This is a genomic window from Xylophilus sp. GW821-FHT01B05 (genome assembly GCA_038961845.1).
Taxonomy (GTDB): Bacteria; Pseudomonadota; Gammaproteobacteria; order Burkholderiales; family Burkholderiaceae_C; genus Xylophilus.
In genome coordinates, this window is the sequence record CP152408.1 from 5,037,391 (window position 1) to 5,062,178 (window position 24,788).

General features: G+C 67.5%; 24 protein-coding genes. 4 read left to right on the forward strand and 20 right to left on the reverse strand.

What is annotated here, in order from left to right:
* Positions 1 to 3 precede the first annotated feature (3 nt).
* The 8 genes from AAFF27_23550 to AAFF27_23585 all read right to left on the reverse strand — a co-directional run bounded on the left by AAFF27_23550 (position 4) and on the right by AAFF27_23585 (position 7,315).
* Positions 4 to 1,281, reverse strand: coding sequence for a sigma-70 family RNA polymerase sigma factor (locus tag AAFF27_23550; protein ID XAH22933.1), 1,278 nt, complete (start codon positions 1,279 to 1,281; stop codon positions 4 to 6).
* Positions 1,281 to 1,691 carry a VOC family protein gene (locus tag AAFF27_23555; protein ID XAH22934.1) on the reverse strand — a complete coding sequence of 137 codons (411 nt, stop codon included), beginning with the start codon at positions 1,689 to 1,691 and terminating at the stop codon, positions 1,281 to 1,283. Before AAFF27_23555 ends, AAFF27_23550 begins: the two co-directional genes overlap by 1 nt.
* A gap of 51 nt (positions 1,692 to 1,742) precedes the next feature.
* On the reverse strand, positions 1,743 to 2,168 hold the full coding sequence (locus tag AAFF27_23560; protein ID XAH22935.1) for a YciI family protein: 426 nt from the start codon (positions 2,166 to 2,168) through the stop codon (positions 1,743 to 1,745).
* A 1-nt stretch (position 2,169) separates the two neighbouring features.
* Positions 2,170 to 2,625 (reverse strand): VOC family protein, encoded by a 456-nt coding sequence (locus AAFF27_23565; protein ID XAH22936.1) that lies wholly within the window; start codon positions 2,623 to 2,625, stop codon positions 2,170 to 2,172.
* 103 nt (positions 2,626 to 2,728) lie between these two features.
* A complete protein-coding gene (locus AAFF27_23570) occupies positions 2,729 to 3,085 on the reverse strand; it encodes a YciI family protein (protein XAH22937.1) in 357 nt (118 codons plus the stop codon).
* Positions 3,086 to 3,285: 200 nt separating this feature from the next.
* The gene (locus AAFF27_23575) at positions 3,286 to 4,470 is read right to left on the reverse strand and encodes a CoA transferase (GenBank protein ID XAH22938.1); all 1,185 of its coding nucleotides are present in this window, start codon (positions 4,468 to 4,470) and stop codon (positions 3,286 to 3,288) included.
* 77 nt (positions 4,471 to 4,547) lie between these two features.
* Positions 4,548 to 5,687 carry a MaoC family dehydratase N-terminal domain-containing protein gene (locus tag AAFF27_23580; GenBank protein XAH22939.1) on the reverse strand — a complete coding sequence of 380 codons (1,140 nt, stop codon included), beginning with the start codon at positions 5,685 to 5,687 and terminating at the stop codon, positions 4,548 to 4,550.
* Positions 5,688 to 5,719: 32 nt separating this feature from the next.
* Complete coding sequence (locus AAFF27_23585; protein XAH22940.1) at positions 5,720 to 7,315, reverse strand: acyl-CoA synthetase; 1,596 nt, start codon at positions 7,313 to 7,315, stop codon at positions 5,720 to 5,722.
* A 107-nt stretch (positions 7,316 to 7,422) separates the two neighbouring features.
* Here AAFF27_23585 and AAFF27_23590 point away from each other — a divergent pair, with 107 nt between their 5' ends.
* From AAFF27_23590 to AAFF27_23605, 4 genes are all read left to right on the forward strand, one after another.
* Positions 7,423 to 7,860, forward strand: a complete 438-nt coding sequence (locus AAFF27_23590) for a PaaI family thioesterase (protein XAH22941.1) — start codon at positions 7,423 to 7,425, stop codon at positions 7,858 to 7,860.
* 201 nt (positions 7,861 to 8,061) lie between these two features.
* Positions 8,062 to 9,024 carry a tripartite tricarboxylate transporter substrate-binding protein gene (locus AAFF27_23595; GenBank protein XAH22942.1) on the forward strand — a complete coding sequence of 321 codons (963 nt, stop codon included), beginning with the start codon at positions 8,062 to 8,064 and terminating at the stop codon, positions 9,022 to 9,024.
* A gap of 109 nt (positions 9,025 to 9,133) precedes the next feature.
* Positions 9,134 to 9,955, forward strand: a complete 822-nt coding sequence (locus tag AAFF27_23600) for an IclR family transcriptional regulator (GenBank protein XAH22943.1) — start codon at positions 9,134 to 9,136, stop codon at positions 9,953 to 9,955.
* On the forward strand, positions 9,952 to 10,359 hold the full coding sequence (locus AAFF27_23605; GenBank protein XAH22944.1) for a hotdog domain-containing protein: 408 nt from the start codon (positions 9,952 to 9,954) through the stop codon (positions 10,357 to 10,359). Before AAFF27_23600 ends, AAFF27_23605 begins: the two co-directional genes overlap by 4 nt.
* Before the next feature lie 102 nt (positions 10,360 to 10,461).
* Here the strand turns inward: AAFF27_23605 and AAFF27_23610 are convergent, their stop codons facing one another.
* From AAFF27_23610 to paoA, 12 genes are all read right to left on the reverse strand, one after another.
* The gene (locus tag AAFF27_23610; GenBank protein ID XAH22945.1) at positions 10,462 to 11,322 is read right to left on the reverse strand and encodes a S1/P1 nuclease; all 861 of its coding nucleotides are present in this window, start codon (positions 11,320 to 11,322) and stop codon (positions 10,462 to 10,464) included.
* Between the two features lie 219 nt (positions 11,323 to 11,541).
* On the reverse strand, positions 11,542 to 12,207 hold the full coding sequence (locus AAFF27_23615) for a DUF4405 domain-containing protein (protein XAH22946.1): 666 nt from the start codon (positions 12,205 to 12,207) through the stop codon (positions 11,542 to 11,544).
* Positions 12,208 to 12,248: 41 nt separating this feature from the next.
* Complete coding sequence (locus tag AAFF27_23620) at positions 12,249 to 12,719, reverse strand: cytochrome P460 family protein (GenBank protein XAH22947.1); 471 nt, start codon at positions 12,717 to 12,719, stop codon at positions 12,249 to 12,251.
* Positions 12,716 to 14,170, reverse strand: a complete 1,455-nt coding sequence (locus AAFF27_23625) for an MFS transporter (protein XAH22948.1) — start codon at positions 14,168 to 14,170, stop codon at positions 12,716 to 12,718. Before AAFF27_23625 ends, AAFF27_23620 begins: the two co-directional genes overlap by 4 nt.
* A 9-nt stretch (positions 14,171 to 14,179) precedes the next feature.
* Positions 14,180 to 15,598: an efflux transporter outer membrane subunit gene (locus AAFF27_23630; protein ID XAH22949.1), complete on the reverse strand. Its 1,419-nt coding sequence runs from the start codon at positions 15,596 to 15,598 to the stop codon at positions 14,180 to 14,182.
* Positions 15,595 to 16,734: an efflux RND transporter periplasmic adaptor subunit gene (locus AAFF27_23635; protein ID XAH22950.1), complete on the reverse strand. Its 1,140-nt coding sequence runs from the start codon at positions 16,732 to 16,734 to the stop codon at positions 15,595 to 15,597. The genes AAFF27_23630 and AAFF27_23635 overlap by 4 nt, the downstream gene beginning before the upstream one ends.
* Positions 16,724 to 19,909, reverse strand: coding sequence for an efflux RND transporter permease subunit (locus tag AAFF27_23640; protein XAH26311.1), 3,186 nt, complete (start codon positions 19,907 to 19,909; stop codon positions 16,724 to 16,726). Before AAFF27_23640 ends, AAFF27_23635 begins: the two co-directional genes overlap by 11 nt.
* Positions 19,910 to 19,967: 58 nt before the next feature.
* The gene (locus tag AAFF27_23645; protein XAH22951.1) at positions 19,968 to 20,384 is read right to left on the reverse strand and encodes a carboxymuconolactone decarboxylase family protein; all 417 of its coding nucleotides are present in this window, start codon (positions 20,382 to 20,384) and stop codon (positions 19,968 to 19,970) included.
* 35 nt (positions 20,385 to 20,419) lie between these two features.
* Positions 20,420 to 20,899 (reverse strand): cupin domain-containing protein, encoded by a 480-nt coding sequence (locus AAFF27_23650; protein XAH22952.1) that lies wholly within the window; start codon positions 20,897 to 20,899, stop codon positions 20,420 to 20,422.
* A gap of 21 nt (positions 20,900 to 20,920) precedes the next feature.
* Positions 20,921 to 23,119: an aldehyde oxidoreductase molybdenum-binding subunit PaoC gene (gene paoC / locus AAFF27_23655; protein ID XAH22953.1), complete on the reverse strand. Its 2,199-nt coding sequence runs from the start codon at positions 23,117 to 23,119 to the stop codon at positions 20,921 to 20,923.
* A gap of 3 nt (positions 23,120 to 23,122) precedes the next feature.
* A complete protein-coding gene (locus AAFF27_23660; protein ID XAH22954.1) occupies positions 23,123 to 24,073 on the reverse strand; it encodes a xanthine dehydrogenase family protein subunit M in 951 nt (316 codons plus the stop codon).
* Entirely contained in the window at positions 24,070 to 24,711 is a 642-nt protein-coding gene (gene paoA, locus AAFF27_23665; protein ID XAH22955.1) for an aldehyde dehydrogenase iron-sulfur subunit PaoA, read from the reverse strand. Before paoA ends, AAFF27_23660 begins: the two co-directional genes overlap by 4 nt.
* Between the last annotated feature and the right edge of the window lie 77 nt (positions 24,712 to 24,788).

Here is a 24,788-nt window from a genome sequence, read left to right on the forward strand (position 1 = left end):
ACACTAGTCCCCTTTCGCCCGCGCCAGCAGCAGTTCGCGCTCGCGCGCATTGCCCGCCAGCGCCGCGGCGTTGGCCCATTCGGCGCGCGCCTCTTCGTGGCGGCCGAGCTTGCCAAGCAGGTCGGCGCGCACGCTGGGCAGCCATTGGTAGTGGCGCAGGGCGGGCTCGTCGCGCAGCGCGTCGATGATGGCCAGCCCCGCCGCCGGCCCAAAGGCCATGCCCACCGCCACCGCGCGGTTCAGCTCCACCACGGGCGAAGGCGCGGCTTGCGCCAGCGCGTCGTAGAGCCCGGCGATGGCCGGCCAGTCGGTGTCGGCCGCGCTGGGCGCGCGCGCGTGGCAGGCGGCGATGGCGGCCTGCAGCGCGTAGCAGGCAAGCGGTTGCCGCAGCTGGTCTGACAGCAGCGTGGCGCGCTCCAGCGCAGCCAGACCACGGCGGATCAGCAGGCGGTCCCAGCGGCTGCGGTCTTGCTCGGCCAGCAGCACCGGGCGGCCCTGCGCATCGACCCGTGCGGCGGCGCGCGAGGCCTGCAGCTCCATCAAGGCCAGCAGGCCCAGCACCTCGGGCTCGGCCGGTGCCAGCGCGGCCAGCATGCGGCCCAGGCGCAGGGCCTCGTCGGTGAGCGCGGGGCGCATCCAGTCTGCGCCGGTGGTGGCGGTATAGCCTTCGTTGAAGATGAGGTAGACCACCTCCAGCACCGAGCCCAGGCGCTCGCCCAGCACGGCGCCGCGCGGCAGCTCGAAGGGCACGCGGGCCTCGCGCAGGCTGCGCTTGGCGCGCACGATGCGCTGGGCCACGGTGGCCTCTGGCACCAGGAAGGCGCGCGCGATCTCTGCCGTGCTCAGGCCGCCCAGCAGCTTGAGCGTGAGCGCCACGCGCGCCTCGGTGGCCAGCAGCGGGTGGCAGGCGCTGAAGATCAGGCGCAGCAGGTCGTCACCGATCTCGTCGGCGCGCGCGGCGTCCAGCGCATCGACGAAGTCGGGGGCGATCAGGGCCTCTTGCGCGTCGAGGTCATGGCCGAGTGCTTCCAGCTTCTCGCCCTGCATGCGGGCGTGGCGCAGGTGGTCCAGCGCCTTGTGCTTGGCGGTGGCCATGAGCCAGGCGCCGGGCTTGTCGGGCATGCCGTCGCGCGGCCAGTGCTCCAGCGCCGCCAACAGCGCATCCTGCGCCAGGTCCTCGGCCAGGCCGATGTCGCGCACCATGCGCGCGAGCACGGCCACGACCCGCGCGGACTCGATGCGCCATAGCGCGGCGATGGCCTGGTGCGTGGCCTGGTGCATCAGGGCTGCGGTGGCGCGGCGCTGGCGTCCATGTAGGCCAGCTCCCAGATGTGGCCGTCCAGGTCGGTAAAGCCGTGGCCGTACATCCAGCCGTGGTCCTGCGGCGCATTGGGCACGCTGCCGCCGGCAGCCAGCGCCTTGGCGACCAGCGCATCGACCTCGGCGCGGCTCTCGCACGACAGGCAGATCAGCACCTCGGTGCTCTTGGTGGCATCGGCCACGGGCTTTTTGGTGAAGGTCTGGAAGAAGGGCTCGACCAGCAGCATCACGTAGATGCCCTCGGCCACCACCATGCAGGCGCCCTGGTCGTTGGTGAACTGCCGGTTGAAGGCAAAGCCCAGGCTTTTGAAGAAGGCCTGGCTGCGCTCCATGTTCTGGATGGGCAGGTTGACGAATATTTGGCGGTTCATGGGAATCCTTTCACTTTCAGTTGTCCATTGCGCTGCGCGCCCCGGGGCGCTTCAACTCTGGCTCGGCGTGTTCATCTGGTGGATGCGCTCGACCTGCGGGCCGGGCTCGAAGTCATCCAGCTCATAGAGTTGGCGCACCTCGATCACAGCCGGTGCGTTGCGCCCGACCGGGTTGGGAAAGCGGCGCGACCATTCCAGCGCCTCTTCGCGCGTGCGGACCTGGATCAGGGTGAAGCCAGCGATCAGCTCCTTGGCCTCGGCAAAGGGGCCGTCGATGACACTGCGCTTTTGCCCGTCGTAGTGGATGCGCCAGCCCTTGCGGCTGGGCTGCAGGCCGCTGGCGTCGAGCAGCACGCCGGCCTTGGCCAGCTCTTCGTGGAAGTCGCCCATGTCTTGCATCAGCTGTGCATCGATCACAGGCGGCGTGCTTGCGGCCTCGAACTCGGGCGTGGATTTGACGATGATCATGAAGCGCATGTCAGGCTCCTTCCAGAACGGAAATGTCCAGCTTGGTCATGCCCATGATGGCTTTCATCACCCGCTGCGCACGCACCGGCTCGGCCATCAGGCTCGGCAGCACCGCCGGGACGATCTGCCACGACAGGCCGTAGCGGTCGGTCAGCCAGCCGCACTGGCTGGTCTGGCCGCCGTCCGACAGCTTGTGCCAGAAGTCGTCCAGCTCGCGCTGGGTCTGGCAGTGCACCATGAGCGAGATGGCGGGCGTGAACTGGAACACCGGCCCACCGTTGAGCGCGAGATAGTCCTGGCCATCCAGCTCGAAGCTCACCGTGAGCACCGTGCCGGCAGGCAGGGGCATGCCTTCGGCGTAGTGGCTGATGGCCTTGATCCGCGCGTTGGGAAAGACCGAGACATAGAAGTTGGCGGCCTCCTCCGCCTGGTGGTCGAACCAGAGGCATGGGCTTGTGCGTGGCATTGCTTCACTCCTTGAGGGCTGGGGACTGCGACATGCAGTGTCCCGCTATCCCTACGACGAAGGAAACACCGTGTTTTCGACACGGCCAAACCAGGTATTTACCCTAGGTCTCGTAACAGGGCGCCAGCGCGCGCACCTCCACCGTGCACCAGCCGGCGGCCGGGCAGGCCTGGGCGATGGCGATGGCCTCTGCGCGCGTGGCGCAGTCCAGCAAGAAAAAGCCGCCGACCATCTCCTTGGCTTCGGCAAAGGGGCCGTCCAGCACCTGGGCGCGGCCGTCGCGCACCTGGACCCGGGCGGCGTCGCGCTGCGAGGCCAGCGACTCGGCGGCGCGCAGCAGGCCGCGCGCCTGCAACTCGGCGCCAAAGCGCTGCATCTGCGCGTAGACGGCGCGGCCTTCTTCTTCAGTGCGGGTGGCGCGCTGCGCCGGCGGCTCGTGGATCAGCAGCATGTAGGGCATGGAGGCTCTCCCAGGCAGGGCTTTTGCGGATGGAGCGGACTCTACCCGGGCTCGCGTGCATCGCAGAGCAAGCCGGCGTGTTATCAAAATAGATAGCGTGATGCCGTTGTACACCCTTCATTTCAGCCATAAAAGCACCTTAAACAAAGGATATACGCCGGCTTACAGCTATTATTTAAGTAGCACCCACAAGCATCGCATCAAAGCCCGGGCACGGCCTTGGCGGCCACCAGACCGTCAAGCTGCGCGGCGGAGTAGCCCAGGCCGCGCAGCACGCTGGCGGCGTCGGCATTGAAGCTGCGCGGGTTGCTGCCGGGCGCGCCGGGCGTGGCGCGCAGCCGGATCGGCAGGCCGACGCCACGGTAACCCTCGCGCTGCACCAGCATCTGGCGATGCTGGGCATGCGGCTGCGCAAAGGCCTCGGCCACGGAATTGACCGGCCCGGCCGGCACGCCCGCGTGCATCAGCGCATCGCACAGCGCCTGGCGCGGCTGGCTGCTGATGGCACGCTCGATCTCGGCCTTCAGCGCATCCCGGTGCGCGATGCGCAGCGCGTTGTCGCGGAAGCGCTCGTCGGTGGCCAGCGCGGGCTGCTGCACCACGGTGCAGAAGCGCTCGAACTGGCCCCGGTTCATGATGCCCAGGAAGATTTCGCCGTCCTGGCACCGGAAGCGGTCGTAGGGCGCGATGTTGGGATGCGCGCTGCCCAGCAAGCCCGGCACCTTGCCCGACTGGAAGTAATTGGCGGCGTGCGGCACCAGCAGGCTCAGCGCCGTGTCGAACAGCGTCACCTCCAGATACTGGCCTTGGCCCGAGGCATGCCGGCTGTGCAGCGCCAGCAGGATGCCGGTCAGCGCGGTGTAGGCCGTCAGGTGGTCGACGATGGGCACGCCTATGCGGGTCGGCCCGCTGGCCGCATCGCCGTTGATGCTCATGAGGCCGCACATGGCCTGCAGCACGGCGTCGTAGCCAGGCAGGCCGCCCAGCGGGCCGTCGGCGCCAAAGCCGCTGATGCTGCAGTGGACCAGGCGCGGGAAGCGCGGCTTGATCCAGCCGTCGTAGCCCAAGCCCCATTTCTCCAGGGTGCCGGGCAGGAAGTTCTCGATGAGCACGTCGGCATCCGCCAGCAGCCGCTCCAGCACCTCGCGGCCAGCGGGCTGGGCCAGGTCGATGCTGATGCACTGCTTGCCACGGTTGATGGCGTTGAAGTAGGCGGCGTCGCCCTTCTCGTCGAAGGGCGGGCCCAGGGTGCGCGTGTCGTCGCCCGAGGGCGGCTCGACCTTGATCACCGAAGCGCCATGGTCCGCCAGGATCTGCGCGCACATCGGCCCCGCCAGGACCCGCGACAGGTCCACCACCCGAATGCCGGCGAGCGCTCCATGCATGTCTGTGCCTCTGCTTGTCTCTTTGTATTTCTGCACCACCGAACCACGGGCGGGGAGCTCACTCCCCGCACTACTCGCTAGCCGCGGCTCGGCAGCTCCACCACGCCAGAACCGACCACGGACAGCTCGTCGTCCTGGTTGCGCGCCTCTTGCACGATCTCGACCAGGTGCTTGCCGCCCTCGACGTACTTGCGCTTGACGCTGCCCTTGATGAACAGCATGTCGCCCTCGGGGTTGTGGCGGCGGATCTTGCAGCTGGCCTGGCGCAGAAAACCGTCGTCGCCCATCCAGTTGGTGAGGTGGTGCGTGAGCCACGAGGTGCGCTCAGGGCCGTAATCGTAGGCACCGGGCGCGCCCACTTCCAGCGCAAAGTCTTCTTCCCAGTGCACGCGCTCGGGCACGTCGGGGATGCCAAAGCGGTTGGTGATGCCCACGCCCGGGTGCGCGTCGATCAGCTTCCACGCCAGCTTGTTGGCGCGGATGTACAAGCCGCCCCAGCCCTGCGCATAGGCGATGAAGCCGGTCACCGTCATCGGCCCCTTGAACATCACGGGCAGCGCCTCGCCCTCGACCACGTCCTCCCAGTAGCGGGGCTGGGCGCCGCGCACTTCCTCGCCGCGGTAGAGCTTGTAGGCCTCGGCGATCTCCTCGGGCGTGTAGCGCCGTGGCGTGCGCGCGCGCACTTCCTTGTACTTGGTGCCCTGCTCGCGCGCATGGTCGCGCTCGGTGCGGAAGCACCAGCTGTCGGCCTCTGACACCTTGTCGCCCTTCTGGTTGTAGAAGTCGACGTGGTAAATCTGCTGCACGGCGCGGCCGGCAAAGCGGGTTTCGTGCTCGATCAGCTCCTTCAGGTAGGCCTCGGTGCGGATCTCGTCATTGCGCTGGATGTTCTTGTGCCAGGTCCAGTCAGAGCCCGACCACATGGCGTGCACGCCCGGCAGGCCGCCGACATAGCCCGACACGATGCGGCTGGTAGAGAACAAGAAGCTGGGCAGCGCCAGGATGCCGCCGTGGCGCGTCTTGGCGGCATAGACCGGGTCGCACCACAGCGGGTTGTCGTCGCCAATGCCATGCGCGTAGTGGCGGATGTTGTCGCGCGTGGCCTCGTAGCACCAGGGCTCCAGCGTGTTCTCTATTTTCTGGCCGATGCGCTCGCGCAGTTCATCCAGGCCGCGTTCGGTGATCTTGGGGAAGGTTCTTTCGGCTACCGCTGACATGCTTGTCTCCTGATGGTGGTGGGGTGAAAAAATCAGACGCTTGCGGCCTGCTGCTCACGGTCCCGCAGCATCTTTCGGTGCACTTTCCCGGCCGGCGTCTTGGGCAGATCGGTGACGAAGACCACGTGGCGTGGGTATTCGTGCTGGCTCAGGCGGCTGCGCACCAGCTCCTGGATCTCTTTGGTGAAGGCATCGCTGCCCGCGCGCCGGGTGACGACAAAGGCCTTCACGACCTGGCCGCGCAACTCGTCTGCCACGCCTATGGCGGCGGCCTCTTGCACGTCGGGGTGCTTGAGCACCGCGTCTTCGATCTCGACCGCGCTCATGGTCCAGCCGGCGGAAATGATCACGTCGTCGGCACGGCCTGCGTGATAGAAGTAGCCGTCATGGTCGATGCGGCCCAGATCCTTGGTCGCCACCCAGGCGCCGCCGCGCCAGAGCTTCAACTCACCCACCACGCCGGGCGCGCAGGGCTTGCCCTCGGGGTCTTGCACCTCGACACGCCCACCGGGAATCGGCTTGCCCAGTGATCCGTGCTTGACCTGAAAGTCTTTGGCGCCGGGATAGTTCACCAGGATCACGCCGATCTCGGTCGTGCCGTACATGCTGCACACCGCGCAGCCAAAGGTCTTCTTCACGAAGTCTTCGGTCTCGCTGTCCATGGGCTCGCCGGTGAAGGAGAGCTTCTCCAGGTAGTACTTGTATTTGTCCGAGGCGCCAGAGTTGCGCATCATCCGAAAGTGCGTCGCCGCCGCAGAGATGTTGTTGAAGCGGCCACGCTGCAAGGCCTTCAGCAGGCGCTCGGCGTCGAACTTGCCCGCGTAGGCGCCAATCGTCACGCCCAGCGCAAGCGGCGCCAGCGTGCCGTGCCAAAGCCCGTGCCCCCAGGCCGGCGACGATGGGCAAAAGAAGCGGTCGCCCGGCCGTATGCCCGTGCCGTACAGCGCCGCAAGCATCAGCGTGACCAAGGCCCGCTGCTTGTGCTTGACGGCTGCGGGCAGCTCGCGCGTGGTGCCCGATGTGTACTGGAAGATCGCGTCGTCGTCCGCGCCGGTGCTGACCTGGTAGCTGTCCGGGAAGGCGCTCAATGCCGCGGCAAAGCCTTCGTCCGCGATAAAGACCTCGACACCGTTGATGCCCGCCGATACCTGCGCCTTCTCCGCGTTGGTGACCAGAAGCTTGGGCTTGCAGTCTTCCACCCGCAGGCGGATGCCATCCGGCCCGAACAAGGTGAACAGCGGCACCACGATGGCGCCCGCCTTGATCGCGCCAAAGATGGCGGCGTAGAAGGCCAGCGACGGCTCCAGCATCACCGCCACGCGGTCGCCGCGCTGGATGCCGCGCGCCACCAGCAGATGGGCAAAGCGGCTGGACATGCGCGACAGACTCTTGAAGCTGATGACCTCTTCGCTGCCGCTGGCGTGCGCCACGACGATGGCGATCTTGTCGCCCTGCGCATGCCGGTCTACGCATTCATGCGCAATGTTGAAGGCCTCGCGGTTGCCGTCGAACAGCTCCCAGAGCTTCTCCGGGGAGCAATGCTTTTGCGCATCTGCGAACAAGCTGTAGTCGGTGAGTTTTTTCATCTGCTTCATGGCTTCTGGCGATGGATGAACTATGCGATTCATGCCTTATTTTTGTCAAATGCATCATCTGTTTGTACATAGACAATTAATACCAAGCACCGTGATTTCTAGAATCCGCGCGATCCACTCAGCAGAAAGCGAGGCGCCCCATGACGGATTTGAGCGAGCAGCAGGCACACCTGCACGCCGCAGGATGGAAGCCCACCCGATCGGCGGGCGCCTTCATGGCGCTGGCGGGCCCGCTCTGGGCCAGGCAAGAAGGCGAGGCTTGGGCCTATGGCGTGCTGGCAGTCGCGCAGCACCTGAACCCGGCAGGCGTGGTGCACGGCGGGCTGCTGGCAAGCCTGATGGACCACGCGCTGAGCGCCATCGCATGGGAGGCCGCGGGTCGCGCACCTTGCGTGACGCTGCAGCTCGACACGCACTTTTTGTCGCCGGCGTTGCCAGGCGAACTGATCGAAGCGCGCGGCCAGGTGCTGCGCCGCAGCGCGGGCCTGGTCTTTCTGCGCGGCAGCCTGAACGTGGGCGAGCGCAGCGTGCTGGCGGCACAGGCGCTGATGAAGATCCAGGCCAAGCAGCTTTTATAGTTTTTGTACTAATACAAGTTGTTGTCGTATTTGACAACCAAATTCACGACTTCCATACTGAGCCCCAAGCCACCCGGGATGCGCTGAATCTGCTGCCTAGCCAGGAATCAGCCACCACGGATGGAGGCACAGCCGGTGAACGCGGCGCCCCGCCGCAGGGGCCCGGGCTAGGCCATAGCCGCCTTCAACAGGAGACAAAAAATGACACCATGGAAGCTGCTGCTCGCAGGCTGTGCACTGGCGGGCGCGTCGCTCGCCGCGATGGCGCAGGCCTACCCGGCCAAGCCGATACGCATCATCGTGGCCTACCAGGCGGGCCAGGGCACCGACATCGCCACGCGCTACCTGGCCAACCAGTTGGCCAAGGACCTGGGCCAGCCCATCTTCATCGACAACCGGCCGGGTGCGGGCGGCAACCTCGGCACCGAGATCGCGGCAGACGCGCCGGCCGACGGCTACACGCTGACCATGGGCACCAATGCCACGCATGCGGTCAACGCTTTCCTTTACTCCGGCGTGCGCGTGCGGCCAGAGCGGGACTTCGAGCCCATTGCCCTGGTGGGCACATTCCCCATGGTGCTGGTGGTCAATGCCAGCTCGCCGCTGCGCTCCATCGATGACCTGGCCAATGCGGTCAAGGGCAATGCGCGCGCGGCCGACATCGCCACGCCCAGCACAACGGCACGCCTGGTGGTCGAGCTGCTGAAGGAGCGCACCAGCCTGAACCTGTTCCAGGTGCCGTACAAGGGCTCGGGCATCGCCATGACCGATGTCCTGGGCAATCAGCTCCCGCTGCTGATCGACACGCCCACCGCGCTGCGCTCGCAGATCAGCGCGGGCCATGTGCGGGCGATTGCCGTCACCTCGGCCGTGCCGAGCGGGCTGGTGCCCGGCATCAAGCCGGTGGCCGAGCAAGGCTACCCGGGCTTTGAGGTGGTGGCCTGGAACGCGCTCTATGCGCCGCGCGGCACGCCGCCCGCCATCCTGGACACGCTCAACGCCGCCATCAACAAGATCCTCAGCCGGCCAGAGACGCGGCAGCAGTTGCTGGAGTACGGCTTTGACCCGGCAGGCGGCACGCGCCAGCAACTGGCGGACTTTGCTCAGACCGAGCGCAAGAAGTGGGAGCCGATCATCAAGGCGGCCGGCCTCAAGGCGGATTAGCGCCATGCGTGCCCACGCAGAACCCGCGACCATGGTTGGCAGCCCCTGGGCTTACCTGGGGGGCCGCGCAGCATCTGGGATAAGCTCGCCGCAGCCCAATGCAAGCGCCATGAAGTCCAGCCTAGCCCCAAACGCAACCCCACCGAAGAAGGCAGCACCGGCCAAGAAGCCGGTGCGTGTCCGGCCGGTGCCTGGCGTCACACGCGCCATTGCCATCTTGCGATTGCTTGGCCACTCGCCGCAGCCCATGGGCGTGAAAGCCATCGCAGATGCGCTTGAGCTGGTGCCCAGCACCTGCCTGCACATCCTGCGCGCGCTGGTGGCCGAAGAGCTGGTGCGCATCGACAGCGACACCAAGCGCTATTCGCTCGGCACCGGCATGCTGAGCCTGGCGCGCAGCGCGATTGAGAGCAGCAGCTTCGCCAACCTGGCGCAGCCCGTGCTTGATGCCCTGGCCCACGACTGGAACGTGACCATGATCGGCGTGGAGACGCCCGACATCGAGCACATGGTGGTGCTGGCCCTGTCGCGTTCGCGCGCGCCGTTTCGCCTGCATGTGGACGTGGGCAGCCGCTTCCCCGCGCTGGTCAGCGCCACCGGCCGGCTGGTGGCGGCCTTCAGCGACGAGCCCTGGCCGCAGATAGAGAAACGCTTCAAGTCCCTGCGCTGGGACAAGCCGGTAGAGCTGGCCACCTGGAAGCGCGAGGTCGAGCTGGTGCGCAAGCGCGGCTTCAGCATAGACCGCGGCAACTACATGGCCGGCGTAACGGTGATCGCCGTGCCGCTGCTCGATGCCGCGCAGCGCGTGAGCCACACGCTGGTGGCCACGGGACTGTCCGACAACCTGGCCGGCAGCGCCAGCACGGAACTGGCCAAGGCCATGAAGAAAGAAGCAGACGGCCTGTCGGGCCTGCTGCCCTCCAGCCGATGAGCAGCTCCCCCACCGCGACGGCAGGCGACGCGGCAGCGCCAGAGCTGGTGCTGCGCGTCATCCCCATGCCCTCGGACACCCACCTGGGCGACCAGGTCGCCGGCAGCTGGCTGCTCTCCAAGCTGGATTCCGCCGGCAGCGTGCTGCCCATGCGCGTCTCGCGCGGGCGGGTGGTGCTGGTGGGCATAGAGAAGCTGGCCTTCACGCACCCGGTCAAGACCGGCGACCTGGTGTCCTTCTATGCGACGGTGCTGCGCGTGGGCTCGACATCGGTCAGCGTGCAGGTGCAGGCCCTGACCGAGCGCCGCGGCAGCAGCCGCGACAGCGCCACGCAGGTGACCGAAGCGGTCATGACCTATGTCGCCATCGACGACCAAGGCGCTGCCATTCAGATAAATAGATAGCAGCATGCTCAGGCGCCGCCTGCACTTCAGGCACAAACCTACCTGAAGTGCAAGCAATACGCCGGCATGCAGCTATATTTTATATAGCACCAATAACAGCCATCACGGCGCCAGCAAGCTGTTGATCAGCCGGGCCAGGCGCATGCCGGCGCGCACCAGTTGCTGGTCGCGGTCTTGCGACACCATCTTCACGTAGTCCGGCCCCAGCTTGGCGCCCTGCGGCACCCAGTAGCCCGGCTTGTTGGCAATGGCGTGCGCCTCCAGCGCCCAGCAGCTCACCTGCGTCTTGGGCTGCTGGCATTGGTCCAGCAGCAAGCTGACGCGGCCGGTATCCACCCACTGCACGGTCAGCGCATCCAGCAGCTCGCCCCAGGAGTAGTACGGCGGCGGGCGGAACAGGCCGCCGTCCCAGACCGAGTGCAGGTTGGAATTGGGCTCGGTGCTGCATTTGCCCGTGGCCTGGTCGCAGGGGAAGAACACCTTCACGCCATTGCCGCCGGCCTCTTCGTCCACCGTGTGCAGCGGCTGGTGGATGTCGCCGACAAAGTGCACCAGGAACTTCAGCGCATCGCGGCGCAGCGCGCGCGGCGCGGTCTTGTCGCCGACGATGGCGGCGTTCTGCTCGATCGCCAACACCACGCAGTCGTCCTTGACCGGCGCACCTTCCTTGGGCCGGTAGACGCAGTCGCGCGCCTGGTCGTAGCTGTTCTGGGCCAGCGGGATGTCGACGAAGTGCCAGCCATAGGTATCGGGGCGGCTGCCGTGCGCCACCGTATCCGCCCAATTGGCCACCGAGGCCAACGACACGCCCGGGCCCAGGATGTCTTGCGCGATGACGCGATGCGCCTCGGCCGACAAATTGCGGTCAGCCAGCTCGCCAACGATGGAGTGCCCCTCTTGCCCCCAGGCGAGCGCAAACGTCGGCGCCAATGCAGCTGCCACGCAGATCCAGAAATTTTTCATGCCATCTTTCCTTTCAGTTTTATGTGCCCCTGCAAGGGGGTTGGCGAAGACGCGAAGCGCGAAGCCTGGGGGTGTTCCATCTCAGTCGCAGCGATGGTGCGTCGAGCTTGTGACAAGCGGGCGAAAAGCACCACGGATTTTGCGCAAACAGGCGCCGGATTGCGCCTGCCGCATTTCCCGTGCAGCAACCACCGTGCCAGGCATTCGGCCATGGGCAGCTCAAGCGTCCAGCGCCGCCTTGCGTTTCATGCTCCGTAGCGCGCCCATCCCATAGTGGGCCAAGCACACATAGAGCCCGGCAATGGATGCCCAGTGCAGGAAAAACCCCGGCGCCGACGCGTCAAAGTCCCAGCCATCCAGGCTCATCTGAAAAGACAGCTTGGCGCCAACGCCCATCACGCATGAACTCCACACGCCATGGCCGGCGATGCCTGCGGCAAGCAAGCGCAGTACCGTGCTGCGCGCCGCGCTTTCGCCGGTGATGTGGAAGGCACTTCGCATCGCCTGCATGACCCTCTGCCAGCGCAAGCCGAGATGGATGGCCACCAGGATCAGGCTCCAGTAAGCGACGAGTCCATGAATCTGGCGCACGGTGAAGCCGCCATCGAGCCGCAGAAAACTGAACACCGTGCGCGAGATCATCAAGCTGCTCAGCAGCAGCGCCAGCATGGTGACCAGAAGACACAGCGTGAGGACCACGTCGATCAGGCCGCGCGCCTCACGCCGCGCCTTGGCAATGGCGCCATACCAGCGTCGATTGAAGACGTTGTGCACGCCGACCAGCAAGAAGATGCCAGTGCCTATCCACTCATGCGCCGCGTTGTCCAGCCAGTAGTAGGCCAGCGCCACCAGCAGCAGAGCGGCTGCAATGCCGTCGAGCAGCAACCGCAGCAGAAACGTTGTTCTTATCACCCGCAGCCGCCCCTTTATTGAAGGCGCTGAATGTCATTGAACGTGAAGAGGTGCTGCTTGTCCGCCCGCCCCTGATGGCACGACTGGCAGCGCGCGGTGTTCTCGCTCATGTTGATCGTCTTGTCTGGCTTGAAAGCCTGGAACTGCCAGTCACCCGTGCGCCGGGCGGGCTCGTAGTCCGCGCCCCAGCCATCCTGCTTTTCCATCACGAAGTAGCGAAAGACCTTGTTGTCCCGGTAGTCGACCAGAACCACATGCGTGCCGCTGGGGATGGTCTGGCCAAGCTTGATGGCCTCGATCGCCTCCTGGCTGGTCAGCAGGTGTTCCGTGACGTTGCCGCGCTTGACGGTCGTGTAGTGCACCAGCCGGTCCAGATTGGTGGGGAAGCTCACCCGGTTGGTCTCAGCACTTACCAAGCCCGGCGGCAGTGCGATGGCACAGAGTGCAAGGGCGCCTGCCGCCGCGCGGCCATGGAGAGCTTTCATGGTGTGATTTTTTCTTCAGGATGCATGTTCTCGCTGACGGCACGTGTGCCGGCCCGCACGATGAAGAGCAGCACAATCAAAAACGCCATCAACAGCATGACCGTGCTGGCATCGAAGGTGGCGGCAACGCGGTGCGCCAGTTGCTCGTGCCCCTGCAGGCCTACGGCGCCTGAAGCGGCGGCAAACACCGCCACCAGCACGCCCAGCCCGAGCGAGCCGCCCAGTTGGTGCGCCACGTTGACCAGGCCCGAGGCCGCACCCGCGTCTTTGCTCGACACGCCCGCCACCGCGGCAATGGTCAGCGGCCCCAGCACGCCGCCCTGCCCTATGCCGATCAGGATCATGGGCAGCGCAATGCCGGTGAGGTAGGGCGTGTGCGCCGACACCTGCGCCAGCCAGGCCATGCCGATGGCGCCAATGAGCAGGCCAACCGCCAGCAGGCGCGCATTGCCGAAGCGACGCGTGAGGCGCGGCACCATCAGCGCCGCAATGAAGTTGGGAATGGTGGTCGGCAAGAAAGCCAGGCCCGCTTCCAGCGGCCGCAGGCCCAGCACGCCCTGCAGGTACTGCGTGGCAAAGAACCAGAAGCCGACCATGCCGCCCAGGAACAGCACGCGCGCCGCATAGGCAGCGCTGCGCTGGCGGTTGGCGAACAGGCGCAGCGGCAGGATAGGCTGGGCCGCGCGCGCCTCGTGGAAGATGAAGAAGGCCAGCAGCAGCACGCCGAGCGTGAGCGACGCCAGCGTGAACGCATCGCCCCAGCCCACCTCGGCGGCGCGCACGATGCCGTAGACCACGGCACTCATGCCCAGCGTGGAACTCACCGCGCCCGCCAAGTCGAGCTGGCCCGGCCGCGTGGGTGTCTCGGCAAAGTAGCGGCGCGCACCCAGCATCAGCGCGATGCCGATCGGCAGGTTGATGAAGAAGCCCACGCGCCAAGAGATCAGGTCAGCCACCAGCCCGCCCAGCACCAGCCCCAGGCTGGCACCCACGCCGGCCGCCGCGGCATAGTAGGACAGCGCACGGGTGCGCTCGGGTCCCTCTGCAAAGTGCGTGGACAGCAGCGCCAGCGTGGAAGGCGCGAGGATGGCCGCGCCCACGCCCTGCACCGCGCGCGAGGCCAGCAGCCAGGTGGCCGATTGCGCGACGCCTATCGCCAGCGAGGCCAGCGTGAACAACGCCAGGCCGACGATGAACATGCGCCGGCGGCCCAGGATGTCGCCCGCACGCGCACCCAACAGCAGCAGGCCGCCAAAGGTGAGCGTGTAGGCGTTCTGCACCCACGACAGCCCCGCCGCCGAGAAGTTCAGGCCGGCCTGGATCTTGGGCAGGCCGGTGATGACGATCGAGATGTCGATCACGATCATCAGGTAGCTCGCCACGATGATGGCCAGCACCATGCCCTTGTCGGGCTTGGCGCTGCGCGTTGGAGTGATTGCTTGGGCGTTCATCCGTGCTCCTTACTCGCGGGCCAGCCGCAGTTCCCCATCATGCGCAGGCGACCAGCCGCCGCCAAGCGCGCGCGCCAATTGCACCGTGGCGCGCAGTTGCCGGGTTTCCAGGTCCAGCGCGCTGCGGCGCGCCTGCAACAGCGTGGTCTGCGCCGTCAGCACGTCCAGGTAGCTGGACGCGCCTTCGCGGTAGCGGTTGCCGGCCAGGTCCAGCGCGCGCTGCGAGGCGGCCACCGCACGCTGCTCGGCCAGTGCGGCCTCGCCGTAGTCGGCCAGCAGCGCCAGTTGGTCTTCGACCTGCCGGAACGCGCCCAGCACCACGCTGCGGTAGCGCTGCCCGGCCTCTTCCAGCACGGCCTGCGCGCGTGCCTGCTCGGCCTGGCGGCGACCACCGTCCAGCAGGCTGGTGACCATGCCCGGCCCGACGGCCCAGAACAGGTTGGGCGCCTCGATAAAGCGGCGCAGGTCGCTGCTTTGGAAGCCACCCTGCAGGCCCAGCGTCAACGCGGGGAAGAAGGCCGCGCGCGCCACGCCCAGGCGGGCATTGGCTGCGGCCACGCGCTGCTGCTCCGCGGCAATGTCGGGCCGCCGCTGTAGCAGTGTGGAGGGCTGGCCCAGTGGCACATCCGGCAGCGTCGCTGCGACCACGCGGGGCTCAACCGCAAAGCTGGATGCGTTGGCGCCAACCAGCGCCGCCACCGCATGCTCCAGCACCGCGCGCTGGGCCCGCCGCTGGCTCAGTTGCGAGCGCGTGCTGTCCAGTTGCGCCTCGGCGCGCGCCAGGTCCAGGCCGGCGACGATGCCGCCACGGTGCCGGCTCGCCACCAGCTCTGCGGCTCGCACGTAGGAAGCCTCGGTCTCACGCAGCAGGGCCAGTTCCTTGTCCAGGCCGCGCAGCGCAAACCAGGTGTCGGCCAGCTGCGCCTGCAGCGCCAGGCGCGCAGCCGCCAGATCGGCTTGCGCGGCCTGCGCCTCGGCATCGCCCGCGCTGACCCGCTGGCGCACGCGGCCCCACAGGTCCAGCTCGTATTGCAGATCCAGGCCCAGGCTGGCGCTGCTGTACTCGTCGGGTGAACCGGCGCCCAGCACGCGCAGCGGCCGGCGCTCGGATTGCCGGTTGCGCTGCACGCCGAGCGAGGCGTCCAGCGTGGGTGACTGCGCCGCCCGCAGCGTATCGCTGGCAGCACGTGCCTGCTGGTAGCGCGCCAGGGCGCTGGCCAAGTCGGGGCTGTTGGCCAGCAGTTGCTGCTGCAGGCGGTCCAGTTCCTTGTCCTGGTAGCTTTCCCACCAGGCGCTGGGCAGCGCGGCCGCAGACGTAGCCCCGCGCGCTTCCTTGAAGGTATCAGCCACGGCGACCTCAGGCAGCGGTGCCGGCGGCAGCGGGGCGCAGCCCGCGCATACCAGCGCCAGCCACAAGGCGGGCCTCATGGCTGCGCCTCGGCGATGCGCACCTTGTCGCCGTTGGCCAGGCCGTCCGGCGGGCTTTCGATCAGGCGCTCGCCCGGTGCCAGGCCGCCGGCCAGCTCGACCATGCGCCCCAGGTCGCGCCCCAGCGTCACCGGCCTCAGGCGCACCAGGCCTTGCTCGTCCACGGTGGCCACCTGGGTGCCGTCCTTGCCGATCATCAGCGCGCCGGGCGGCACGCCCAGGCTGGCGGCGCCGGTGGGCGCGTCGAAGCGCACTGTGGCAAAACCGCCCGGCAACAGCTCGCCGGCCTTGTTGTCCACCGTGAGCTGCACCAGCATGGCGCCAGAGCTGGCCTGGATGGAGCGCGCCGTCGAATCCACCGTGGCGGTGTAGACGCGGGTGGGCCGCTCTGGCGTAGTCAGTTGCGCCTTGCTGCCTGCGCCAATGAAGGCGACCTGGCGCTGCGGCACATTGACGTAGACGCGCAGGCGCCGCACGTCGGAGACAACGAACAGCTCGCTGCCCGGCGCACCGCCGACGTTGATCAGCGCGCCGACATCGGTGTTGCGCGCGGTGATGATGCCGTCGAAGGGCGCGGCCAGCCGGGCGTATTGCTTCAGGGCCTGCGTGCGCTCGACATTGGCCTGCAGCGCGTTGACCACCGACTGCTTGGCCGCCAGGTCGCCGGCCTTCTCGTCGGCCTCTTGCCGCGACACCGAGTCGCTGGTCAGCAGCGCCTGCCAGCGCCGCGCCGTGCTGTCGGCCAGCGCGGCATTGCTGCGCGCGGTGGCCAGCTCGGCACGCGCCTGAACCAGTTGCTCATCCAGGTCCGGTGTCTCGATCTCGGCCAGCAATTGCCCGGCCTTCACCGGGGCGCCGATGTCGGCGTTCCAGCGTTTCAGGTAGCCGCTGACCCGGGCATGGATGGGTGCGCGCGCCCAGGCCTCCAGCCGCGCGGGCAGCTCCAGCACGCTGGCGTCCATGGCCGTGGGCGCGATCAGCCGCACCGTGGGCAAGGCCCTGGCCGCCACGCTGTCCTGCAGTTGCAGGGCCTGGGAGCGGCGGCTCAGCAGGCCTGCCGCCAGCACCACGAGCGCCAGGCCGACCAGGGTGACGGCGATCGCGTGCCGCCGCAAAAAAGAAACTTCAGTAGGCATGGGTCAAGGACGGCTCGGGATTGGAAGAAGAACTTGCGGCGCGGCGCGCATCGCGCCTGTGCGCCAGGCTGAACACCACCGGCACAAAGACCAGCGTGGCAACCGTCGCGGTGAGCAGCCCGCCGATCACGGCGCGGCCCAGCGGTGCGTTCTGCTCGCCGCCTTCGCCCAGGCCCAGGGCCATGGGCAACATGCCGATGACCATGGCCAGCGCCGTCATCAGCACCGGCCTAAAGCGCACAAAGCCCGCCTCCAGCGCCGCCGCCGTGGCATCGCCCAGCACCTCCAGGCGCTCGCGCGCAAAGCTGATGACCAGCACGCTGTTGGCCGTGGCCACGCCCATGCACATGATGGCGCCGGTGAGGGCCGGCACCGACAGCGTGGTCTCGGTGGCAAACAGCATCCAGACAATGCCGGCCAGCGCCGCCGGCAGCGCCGAGACGATCACCGCCGGGTCGCGCCAGGACTGGAAGTTGACGACGATCAGCAGGTAGATCAGCAGCACCGCGCCCAGCAGCCCGAAGAAGAGGCCATTGAAGGCACGCTCCATCGTGGCCACCTGGCCCATCAGCTCCACGCGCGAACCCGTGGGCAGGTCGGCGGCGGCATCGGCCAGCAGGCGGCGGATGTCGGCGGCCACGGCGCCCAGGTCGCGGTCCTGCGTGGCGGCGTGGATCTGCACCATGGTCTGCACGTCGTACTGGCTGATCAGGGCGCTGCCGGTGCTGCGCTCCAACCGGGCAACGCCGCCCAGCGTGGCGCTGCCCGGGGTCGTGCCATTGCCCACCGGCAGGTTCTCCAGGCTGGCCAGCGAATCCAGCTCGTGCTGCGGCGTCTGCATCACGATCGGGTAGCTCACGCCGTTGGCCGGATTGAGCCAGTAGGTGGGCGCCACCTGGCTGCTGCCGCCCAGGTTGACCACCAGGCTGTTGGTGACGTCGCGGGCGGTCAGGCCCTGCTGCTGCGCCTGGGTGCGGTCCAGCTCCACCTTGAACACCGGCGCTTTGTTGGATTGCTGGATGCGGGCATCGACCACGCCGGGCACGCTGCGTATGCGCTTGAGCAGTTGCTGCGCATAGGCGTAGTTGGCTTCGAGGTTGCCGCCGCGGATCTGCAGATCGATCGGTGCCGGCGCGCCAAAGTTCAGGATCTGGCTGACGATGTCGGCCGGCGGGAACCAGAAGACCGTGTCCGGAAACGCCTCCGGCAGCGTCTGGCGCAGTTGCCGCACGTAGTCGGCGGTGGGGCGGTGGCCCTTGCGCAGCGCGATCTGGAAGTCCCCGTCATGCGAGCCCGAGACCCCGGTGTTGTTGTAGGTAAGGTTGATGTTGCTGGGCGGCAGGCCGATGTTGTCGACCAGCGTCTCGATCTCTGCGGCCGGGATGACGCGGCGGATCTCCTGCTCGATGCGGGAGAAACGCGCCGCCGTCTCTTCCACCCGCGTACCCACCGGCACACGCGCATGCATCAGGATCTGGCCCGAATCCACAGACGGAAAGAAGTTGCTGCCGATAAAGGGCAGCAGCCCGAAGGACAGCAGCACCGCCGCGCTGAAACCCAGCAGAAAGGCCTTGGGCCGCTGCAAGGCACGCTGCAGCAGGCCACGGTAGGCCTCGCGCACGCGCTCGAAGCCGGCCTCGAAACGCCGCTGGAAGCGCGCCAGCGCATGGCGCGGCACCGGCGCCTCGGCCGCATGCGGCTTGAGCAGGTACTTGGCCAAGGTGGGCACCAGCGTGCGCGACAGGATGAAGGAGCAGACCATCGCGAAGATCACCGACAACGCCATCGGCACGAACAAAAAGCGCGACACGCCGTCGAGAAAGAACATGGGCACCAGCACGATGCAGATGCACAGCAGGGACACAAAAGCCGGCACCACGATCTGGCGCGCGCCGTCGAGGATGGCGGGCTCGACCTGCTTGCCCTGCTCCAGGTGCCAGTTGATGTTCTCTATGGTCACCGTGGCGTCATCCACCAGGATGCCCACCGCCAGCGCCAGGCCGCCCAGGGTCATCAGGTTCAGGGTCTGGCCCAGGACCGACAAGGCGACGATGGCGCCGAGGATGGACAGCGGGATGGACACCGCGATGATCACCGTCGGCCGCCAACTGCCCAGGAACAGCAGGATCATCAGGCTGGTCAGGGCTGCGGCAATCGCGCCCTCCAGCGCCACGCCCTGGATGGCCGCGCGCACAAACAAGGACTGGTCGTTGATGGGCAGCACTTTCAGGGCCTGCGGCAGCGCGTCGCGCATGTCGGCAAGCTTGGCGCGAACACCATCGACGATGGCCAGGGTCGAGGCCGAGCCGTTCTTCAGCACCGACATCAGCACTGACCTGCCGCCGTCCACATGCACGATATTGGTCTGCGGTGCATTGCCGTCACGCACCTGGACCACGTCGCGCAGATAGATGGTGCTGCCGTTGACCACCCTCACCGGCAGGCGGCCGATGTCATCGATGGCCGAGGGCGCGCTGTTGAGCTGCAGCGTGTATTCCAGGCTGCCGATCTTCTGCGTGCCTATGGGCGTGAGCACGTTCTGCGCGGCCAGCGCGGCCGCCACGTCCTGCGCCGACAGACCGCGCGCCTGCAAGGCGGCCGGGTCCAGGTCGATCTGCAACTGGCGCTGCTTGCCGCCATAGGGCAGCGGAATGGCAGCGCCGGGCACGGTCACCAATGGCGTGCGCACCGTGTTCATGCCCAGGTCGAACAACTGCTGCTCCGACAGCCCCTCACCCGACAAGGCCACCTGCAGGATGGGCACCGTGGCCGCGTTGTAGTTGAGGATGACCGGCGGCATGATGCCCGCCGGCATCTGGCGCAGCGCCACCTGCGAAGCCGCCGTGACCTGCGCGTTGGCCACCGCGATGTTGACGCCGGGCTGGAAGAAGATCTTGACGACGCCGACGCCCGCGTAGGTGCTGGCCTCGATGTGCTCGATGTCATTCACCGCCGTGGTCAGGATGCGCTGGAATGGCGTGGAGATGCGCCCGGCCACCTGGTCGGGCGGCATGCCGGTGTACTGCCAGGCCACCGCGATCACCGGTATGCGGATCTCGGGAAAGATGTCGGTGGGCGTGCGCAGCGCGACCAGCGGGCCGACGATCAGCAGCAGCAGCGCCATCACGATGAAGGTGTAGGGGCGCTGCAGCGCAACACGAACGGCGCCGATCAGCATGGCCAGGCCTCGGTACGGTCCAGCCCATCGGGCCGGCGGGGGTGCGGGAGAAACTTCACTGCTTGGCGAACACTTCTTTGGCTACGGAAATCGCGGTCACCGCGCTCGGCCAGCCGGCGTAGAAGGCCAGGTGGGTGATGGTCTCGACCAACTCGTCCTGCGTCACGCCGTTGTCGCGCGCCCGGATGAGGTGGGGGCGCAATTGGTCGGGGCGGTTCATGGCGATCAGCGCGCTGACCGTCACCAGGCTGCGGTCCCGTGGCGACAGGCCCGGCCGAGCCCACACATCGCCAAACAACACCTTGTCGGTCAGCTCTGCGAACTTGGGCGAGATGTCGCCAAACATCTGCTGCGCCCGCGTGGCAGAACTGCTCGCCGGCTGCGCGGGCGCTTGCGCCTTTGCCGGTGTGGACACTGTGCCGGCAACGGCCACGGCAAGGCTGGCCAGCGAGCCGGCAACTGATTTCTTCACGATGTTCTTCCTTTGATTGCGGGGGAGCGGGTCGCTCACGGCTGGCTCTGGTACTGCGCGTCGCTGACCTTCTCCAGCCAGTCGACGGCCTTGCCATCCGATTGCTCGGTGATGGCGATGTGCGTCATGGCGGTGGTGGCCGACGCGCCATGCCAGTGCTTCTGGCCCGGCGGAATCCAGACCACGTCGCCCGGGCGGATCTCCTGCACCGGATCGCCCCAGCGCTGCACGCGGCCCGCGCCCGCCGTGACGATCAGCGTCTGCCCGATCGGGTGCGTGTGCCAGGCCGTGCGCGCGCCGGGCTCAAAGGTCACATAGGCGCCCGTTGCGCGGGCGGGCTGCTGCGGCTGCAGGAACAGCGGGTCGACCCGCACGGTGCCGGTGAAGTAATCCTTCGGTCCTTTGGCAGACGCCTGCGAACCGCTGCGCGTGATCTTCAGGCCGTTGTCATCGGACTGCGCCAACGCTGAAGCGGCCATGGATAGAGAAATGGCAGCCATTGCCACGGATTTCATGGGGGTTCCTTGTGGGATGTTTCAGGTGGTCAGCAGCGGCATGTGGTCCAGCAGCTTGTCCAGCGTTACGGGGTAGTCGCGCACGCGCACGCCGGTGGCGTTGTGGATGGCGTTGGCCACTGCCGCGCCAACGCCGCACAGGCCCAGCTCGCCGACGCCCTTGGCTTTCATGGGCGAGGACATGGCGTCGGTCTCGTCCAGGAAGATCACCTCCTGGTGCGGGATGTCGGCATGCACCGGCACCTCGTAGCCAGCCAGGTCGTGGTTGACGAAGAAGCCCAGGCGCTTGTCCACCGCCAGCTCTTCCATGAGCGCACCGCCCACGCCCATGGTCATGGCGCCTATCACCTGGCTGCGTGCCGTCTTGGGGTTGAGGATGCGGCCCGCCGCGCACACGGCGAGCATGCGCCGCACGCGCACCTCGGCGGTGAACGCATCCACCGCGACTTCGACGAAATGCGCACCAAAGGTGGATTGCTGGTACTGCTTGGCCAGGTCGCCGAAGTCCATGGTGTCCTCGGCCACGATGCCGCTGTCGCCGGCCACGGCTGCCAGCGACAGGCTGGGCCCACCGGCATGCACCATGCCGCCCGCGAACACCGCGCCACTCACGTCCAGCCCGGCACGCTGCGCCACGGCCTCGCGCAGCTTGACGCAGGCGGCATAGACGCCTGCGGTGGAGCAGTTGGCGCCCCATTGCCCGCCAGAGCCCGCAGACACCGGGAAGGTCGAGTCGCCAAGCCGCACCACCACCCGCTCGATCGGCAGGCCCATCATCTCCGCAGCCGTCTGCGCAATGATGGTGTAGCTGCCGGTGCCGATGTCGGTCATGTCGGTTTCCACCGTGACCACGCCGCGCCCATCCAACCGCACGCGGGCAGCTGACTTCATGAGCTGGTTGTTGCGAAAGGCCGCCGCTACGCCGGAGCCTATCCACCAGCGGCCCTCACGCCGCTGCGCCGGCTTGGCGCTGCGCTGTGCCCAGCCAAAGCTCTGCGCGCCGGTGCGCAGGCACTCGATCAGGCGGCGCTCGGAGAAGCGGCGGCTCGTGTTGGCGGGGTCGACCTGGGTGTCGTTCAGCACGCGGAAATCCACCGGGTCCATGCCGAGCTTCTCGGCCATTTCGTCCATGGCGATCTCCAGCGCCATCAGGCCCGGCGCTTCGCCGGGGGCGCGCATGGCGTTGCCTTCGGGCAAGTCCAGCAGCGCCAGGCGGGTGCCGGTCAAGCGGTTCTCGCCCGCATAGAGAAGCTGCGTCTGCTGCACCGCGTTCTCGGGCTTGCCGCTGACCAGGTTGCCGGACCAGCTCTCGTGGCCGATGGCAGTGAGCCGGCCCTGCGGCGTGGCGCCAAGTCGGATGCGCTGAATGGTTGCCGGCCGGTGCGTGCCGTTATTGGCCATGAGCGGCCGTTGCATGGCCACCTTCACAGCGCGCCGCGCGATACGCGCGCCGATGGCGGCCAGCACCGTGTCCGCCCGCAAGAACAGCTTGCCGCCAAAGCCGCCGCCGATGTAGGGCGACATGAGATGGATCTTGTCCCGGGCCATGCCCAGCGTGGTCGCCAGATCGGTCGTGGTCCAGTCGATCATCTGGTTCGATGTCCAGACCGTGAGCCTGTCGCCGCTCCACTCGGCCGTGGTGGCAAACGGCTCCATCATGGCGTGCGATTGGTCTGGCGTGGTGTAGGTCTGGTCCAGTTGCACCTGCGCCTTGGCGAATGCGCCGGCAAAGTCTCCGACCGTGTTGCTGCGGTCAATGGTGCGCTTGTCTGTCGACGCCTTGGCCTCTTCAAGATCGAAGGCGCCATCGGCGCGGGCGTAATCCACCCGCAGCAACTGCGCTGCCGCACGCGCTTGCTCGAAGCTTTCTGCAATGACCAGGGCAATGGCCTGGTGGTAGTGGTCGACCGTCGGGCCGCCCAGCAGCTTGGCGGTGTTGAAGGCGCCCTTGCCGAGCTTGCCGGCGTTCTCTGCGGTGACGATGGCGATCACGCCCGGCGCGGCCCGGGCCTGGCTTTGGTCGATGGCGGTGATGCGGCCCTTGGCGATGGCCGAGCCAACGATGTAGCCGTAGGCCGCGTTCGGTGCCACGTCATGGCGCTCGTAGGCATAGGGCGCCCTGCCGCTGGTCTTGAGCGGGCCGTCGACGCGGTCCAGAGGCTGGCCGACCACCTTCAGTTGGTCGATCGGGTTGGTGGTGGCGGGGGTATCGAATTTCATCGCTCAGCTCCTCGCGTCGGTCAGCACCGCGTCGAGCGTGCGCTCGACCAGCGTCAGCTTGAAGGCGTTCTGCTCGGTCGGTTTGGCCCCGGCCAGCAGCGCGGCGGTGGTGGCCTTGGCGCCGCGCGGCAGCTCGCGCTCTGCCGCTTCGACGCGCCAGGGCTTGTGCGCGACACCGCCCAGCGCCACGCGGCCTGTGCCGTCTGGCTGCACGATGGCCGCGACCGACACCAGCGCAAACGCATAGGACGCGCGGTCGCGCACCTTCTGGTAGACATGCCGCCCGCCCACCGGGCTGGGCAGCCGCACCGAGGTGATCAGCTCGCCCGGCTGCAGCAGCGTCTCGACCTGCGGCGTGGCGCCGGGCAGCGTGTGGAAGTCGGCAATCGCGATGGTGCGGCGCGAGCCGTCGGCGCGCATGGTCTCGACATTGGCATCGAGCACGCGCATGGCAACCGCCATGTCGCTGGGGTGCGTGGCAATGCAGGCATCGCTCGCGCCCAGCACCGCATGCTGGCGGCTGAAGCCAGAGGCGGCCGAGCAACCGCTGCCGGGCTGGCGCTTGTTGCAGGCCTGGTTGGTGTCGTAGAAGTAGGGGCAGCGGGTGCGCTGCAACAGGTTGCCTGCGGTGGTCGCCCTGTTGCGCAGTTGCGCCGAGGCGCCCGCCAGCAGCGCGCGCGACAGCACGCCGTAGTCGCGCCGCACGCGCTCGTGGGTGGCCAGGTCGGTGTTGCGCACCAGTGCGCCAATGCGCAGGCCGCCATCGGGCGTGCTCTCTATCTTGTCAAAGCCCAGGCCATTGACATCGATCAGGTGCGCCGGCGTCTCGATCTCCAGCTTCATCAGGTCCAGCAGGTTGGTGCCGCCGGCAATGAAGCGCGCACCGGGCGTACGCGCAGCAGCCGCCACGGCCTGTGCGGGCGAGGCCGCTTTTTCATAGGTGAAGGCTCTCATACCGTCACCCCCGCCACTTCTGAGATGGCCTCGACGATATTGCTGTAGGCGCCGCAGCGGCAGATGTTGCCGCTCATGCGCTCACGAAACTCAACGGTGGTGGGCTGCGGTTTCGCCGTCAGGTCGGCACTGACATGGCTGGGCACGCCCTGGGCGATTTCGCCCAGCATGCCGACAGCCGAGCAGATCTGCCCCGGCGTGCAGTAGCCGCATTGGTAGCCGTCGTGCTTGACGAAGGCCGCCTGCATCGGGTGCAGCTTGCCGGGCATGCCCAGGCCTTCGATGGTGGTCACCCGGGCGCCTTCGTGCATCACCGCCAGCGTCAAGCAAGAGTTGATGCGCCGGCCATCGACCATCACCGTGCAGGCGCCGCACTGGCCGTGGTCGCAGCCCTTCTTGGTGCCGGTCAGATGCAGGTGCTCTCGCAGCATGTCGAGCAGGCTGGTGCGGGTGTCCAGCGTCAAACGGTGCGTTTGGCCGTTGACGCTCAGCGTCACAGGCGAAGGGGTGGGCCCGCTGGCCGCGCGGGTGGGAGCGGCAACGGCCGGTGTGGCAGCCAGGGCCGGCACCGATGCAGAGGCGGCACCCGCCTTCAACAGACCGCGCCGGGAGATCGTGAGTTCTTCGGGGGTTTTCATGGGCGTTCCGCTCCTTCATCAATTGCGCGCACCGAGGAAGAGCAGCGCCACGCATAGGTGACTGGCTGTGATGACCA

Bases quoted from the DNA above. Each gene is read 5' to 3' on its own strand.
- AAFF27_23590 (XAH22941.1), top strand. From the start codon at position 7,423: ATGACGGATTTGAGCGAGCAGCAGGCACACCTGCACGCCGCAGGATGG.
- AAFF27_23550 (XAH22933.1), bottom strand. From the start codon at position 1,281: ATGCACCAGGCCACGCACCAGGCCATCGCCGCGCTATGGCGCATCGAG.
- paoC (XAH22953.1), bottom strand. From the start codon at position 23,119: ATGAAATTCGATACCCCCGCCACCACCAACCCGATCGACCAACTGAAG.
- AAFF27_23630 (XAH22949.1), bottom strand. From the start codon at position 15,598: ATGAGGCCCGCCTTGTGGCTGGCGCTGGTATGCGCGGGCTGCGCCCCG.
- AAFF27_23580 (XAH22939.1), bottom strand. From the start codon at position 5,687: ATGTCAGCGGTAGCCGAAAGAACCTTCCCCAAGATCACCGAACGCGGC.
- AAFF27_23635 (XAH22950.1), bottom strand. From the start codon at position 16,734: ATGCCTACTGAAGTTTCTTTTTTGCGGCGGCACGCGATCGCCGTCACC.
- AAFF27_23585 (XAH22940.1), bottom strand. From the start codon at position 7,315: ATGAATCGCATAGTTCATCCATCGCCAGAAGCCATGAAGCAGATGAAA.
- AAFF27_23660 (XAH22954.1), bottom strand. From the start codon at position 24,073: ATGAGAGCCTTCACCTATGAAAAAGCGGCCTCGCCCGCACAGGCCGTG.
- AAFF27_23570 (XAH22937.1), bottom strand. From the start codon at position 3,085: ATGCCCTACATGCTGCTGATCCACGAGCCGCCGGCGCAGCGCGCCACC.
- AAFF27_23650 (XAH22952.1), bottom strand. From the start codon at position 20,899: ATGAAATCCGTGGCAATGGCTGCCATTTCTCTATCCATGGCCGCTTCA.
- AAFF27_23625 (XAH22948.1), bottom strand. From the start codon at position 14,170: ATGAACGCCCAAGCAATCACTCCAACGCGCAGCGCCAAGCCCGACAAG.
- AAFF27_23555 (XAH22934.1), bottom strand. From the start codon at position 1,691: ATGAACCGCCAAATATTCGTCAACCTGCCCATCCAGAACATGGAGCGC.
- AAFF27_23560 (XAH22935.1), bottom strand. From the start codon at position 2,168: ATGCGCTTCATGATCATCGTCAAATCCACGCCCGAGTTCGAGGCCGCA.
- AAFF27_23620 (XAH22947.1), bottom strand. From the start codon at position 12,719: ATGAAAGCTCTCCATGGCCGCGCGGCGGCAGGCGCCCTTGCACTCTGT.
- AAFF27_23605 (XAH22944.1), top strand. From the start codon at position 9,952: ATGAGCAGCTCCCCCACCGCGACGGCAGGCGACGCGGCAGCGCCAGAG.
- AAFF27_23575 (XAH22938.1), bottom strand. From the start codon at position 4,470: ATGCATGGAGCGCTCGCCGGCATTCGGGTGGTGGACCTGTCGCGGGTC.
- AAFF27_23565 (XAH22936.1), bottom strand. From the start codon at position 2,625: ATGCCACGCACAAGCCCATGCCTCTGGTTCGACCACCAGGCGGAGGAG.
- paoA (XAH22955.1), bottom strand. From the start codon at position 24,711: ATGAAAACCCCCGAAGAACTCACGATCTCCCGGCGCGGTCTGTTGAAG.
- AAFF27_23610 (XAH22945.1), bottom strand. From the start codon at position 11,322: ATGAAAAATTTCTGGATCTGCGTGGCAGCTGCATTGGCGCCGACGTTT.
- AAFF27_23600 (XAH22943.1), top strand. From the start codon at position 9,134: ATGAAGTCCAGCCTAGCCCCAAACGCAACCCCACCGAAGAAGGCAGCA.
- AAFF27_23595 (XAH22942.1), top strand. From the start codon at position 8,062: ATGACACCATGGAAGCTGCTGCTCGCAGGCTGTGCACTGGCGGGCGCG.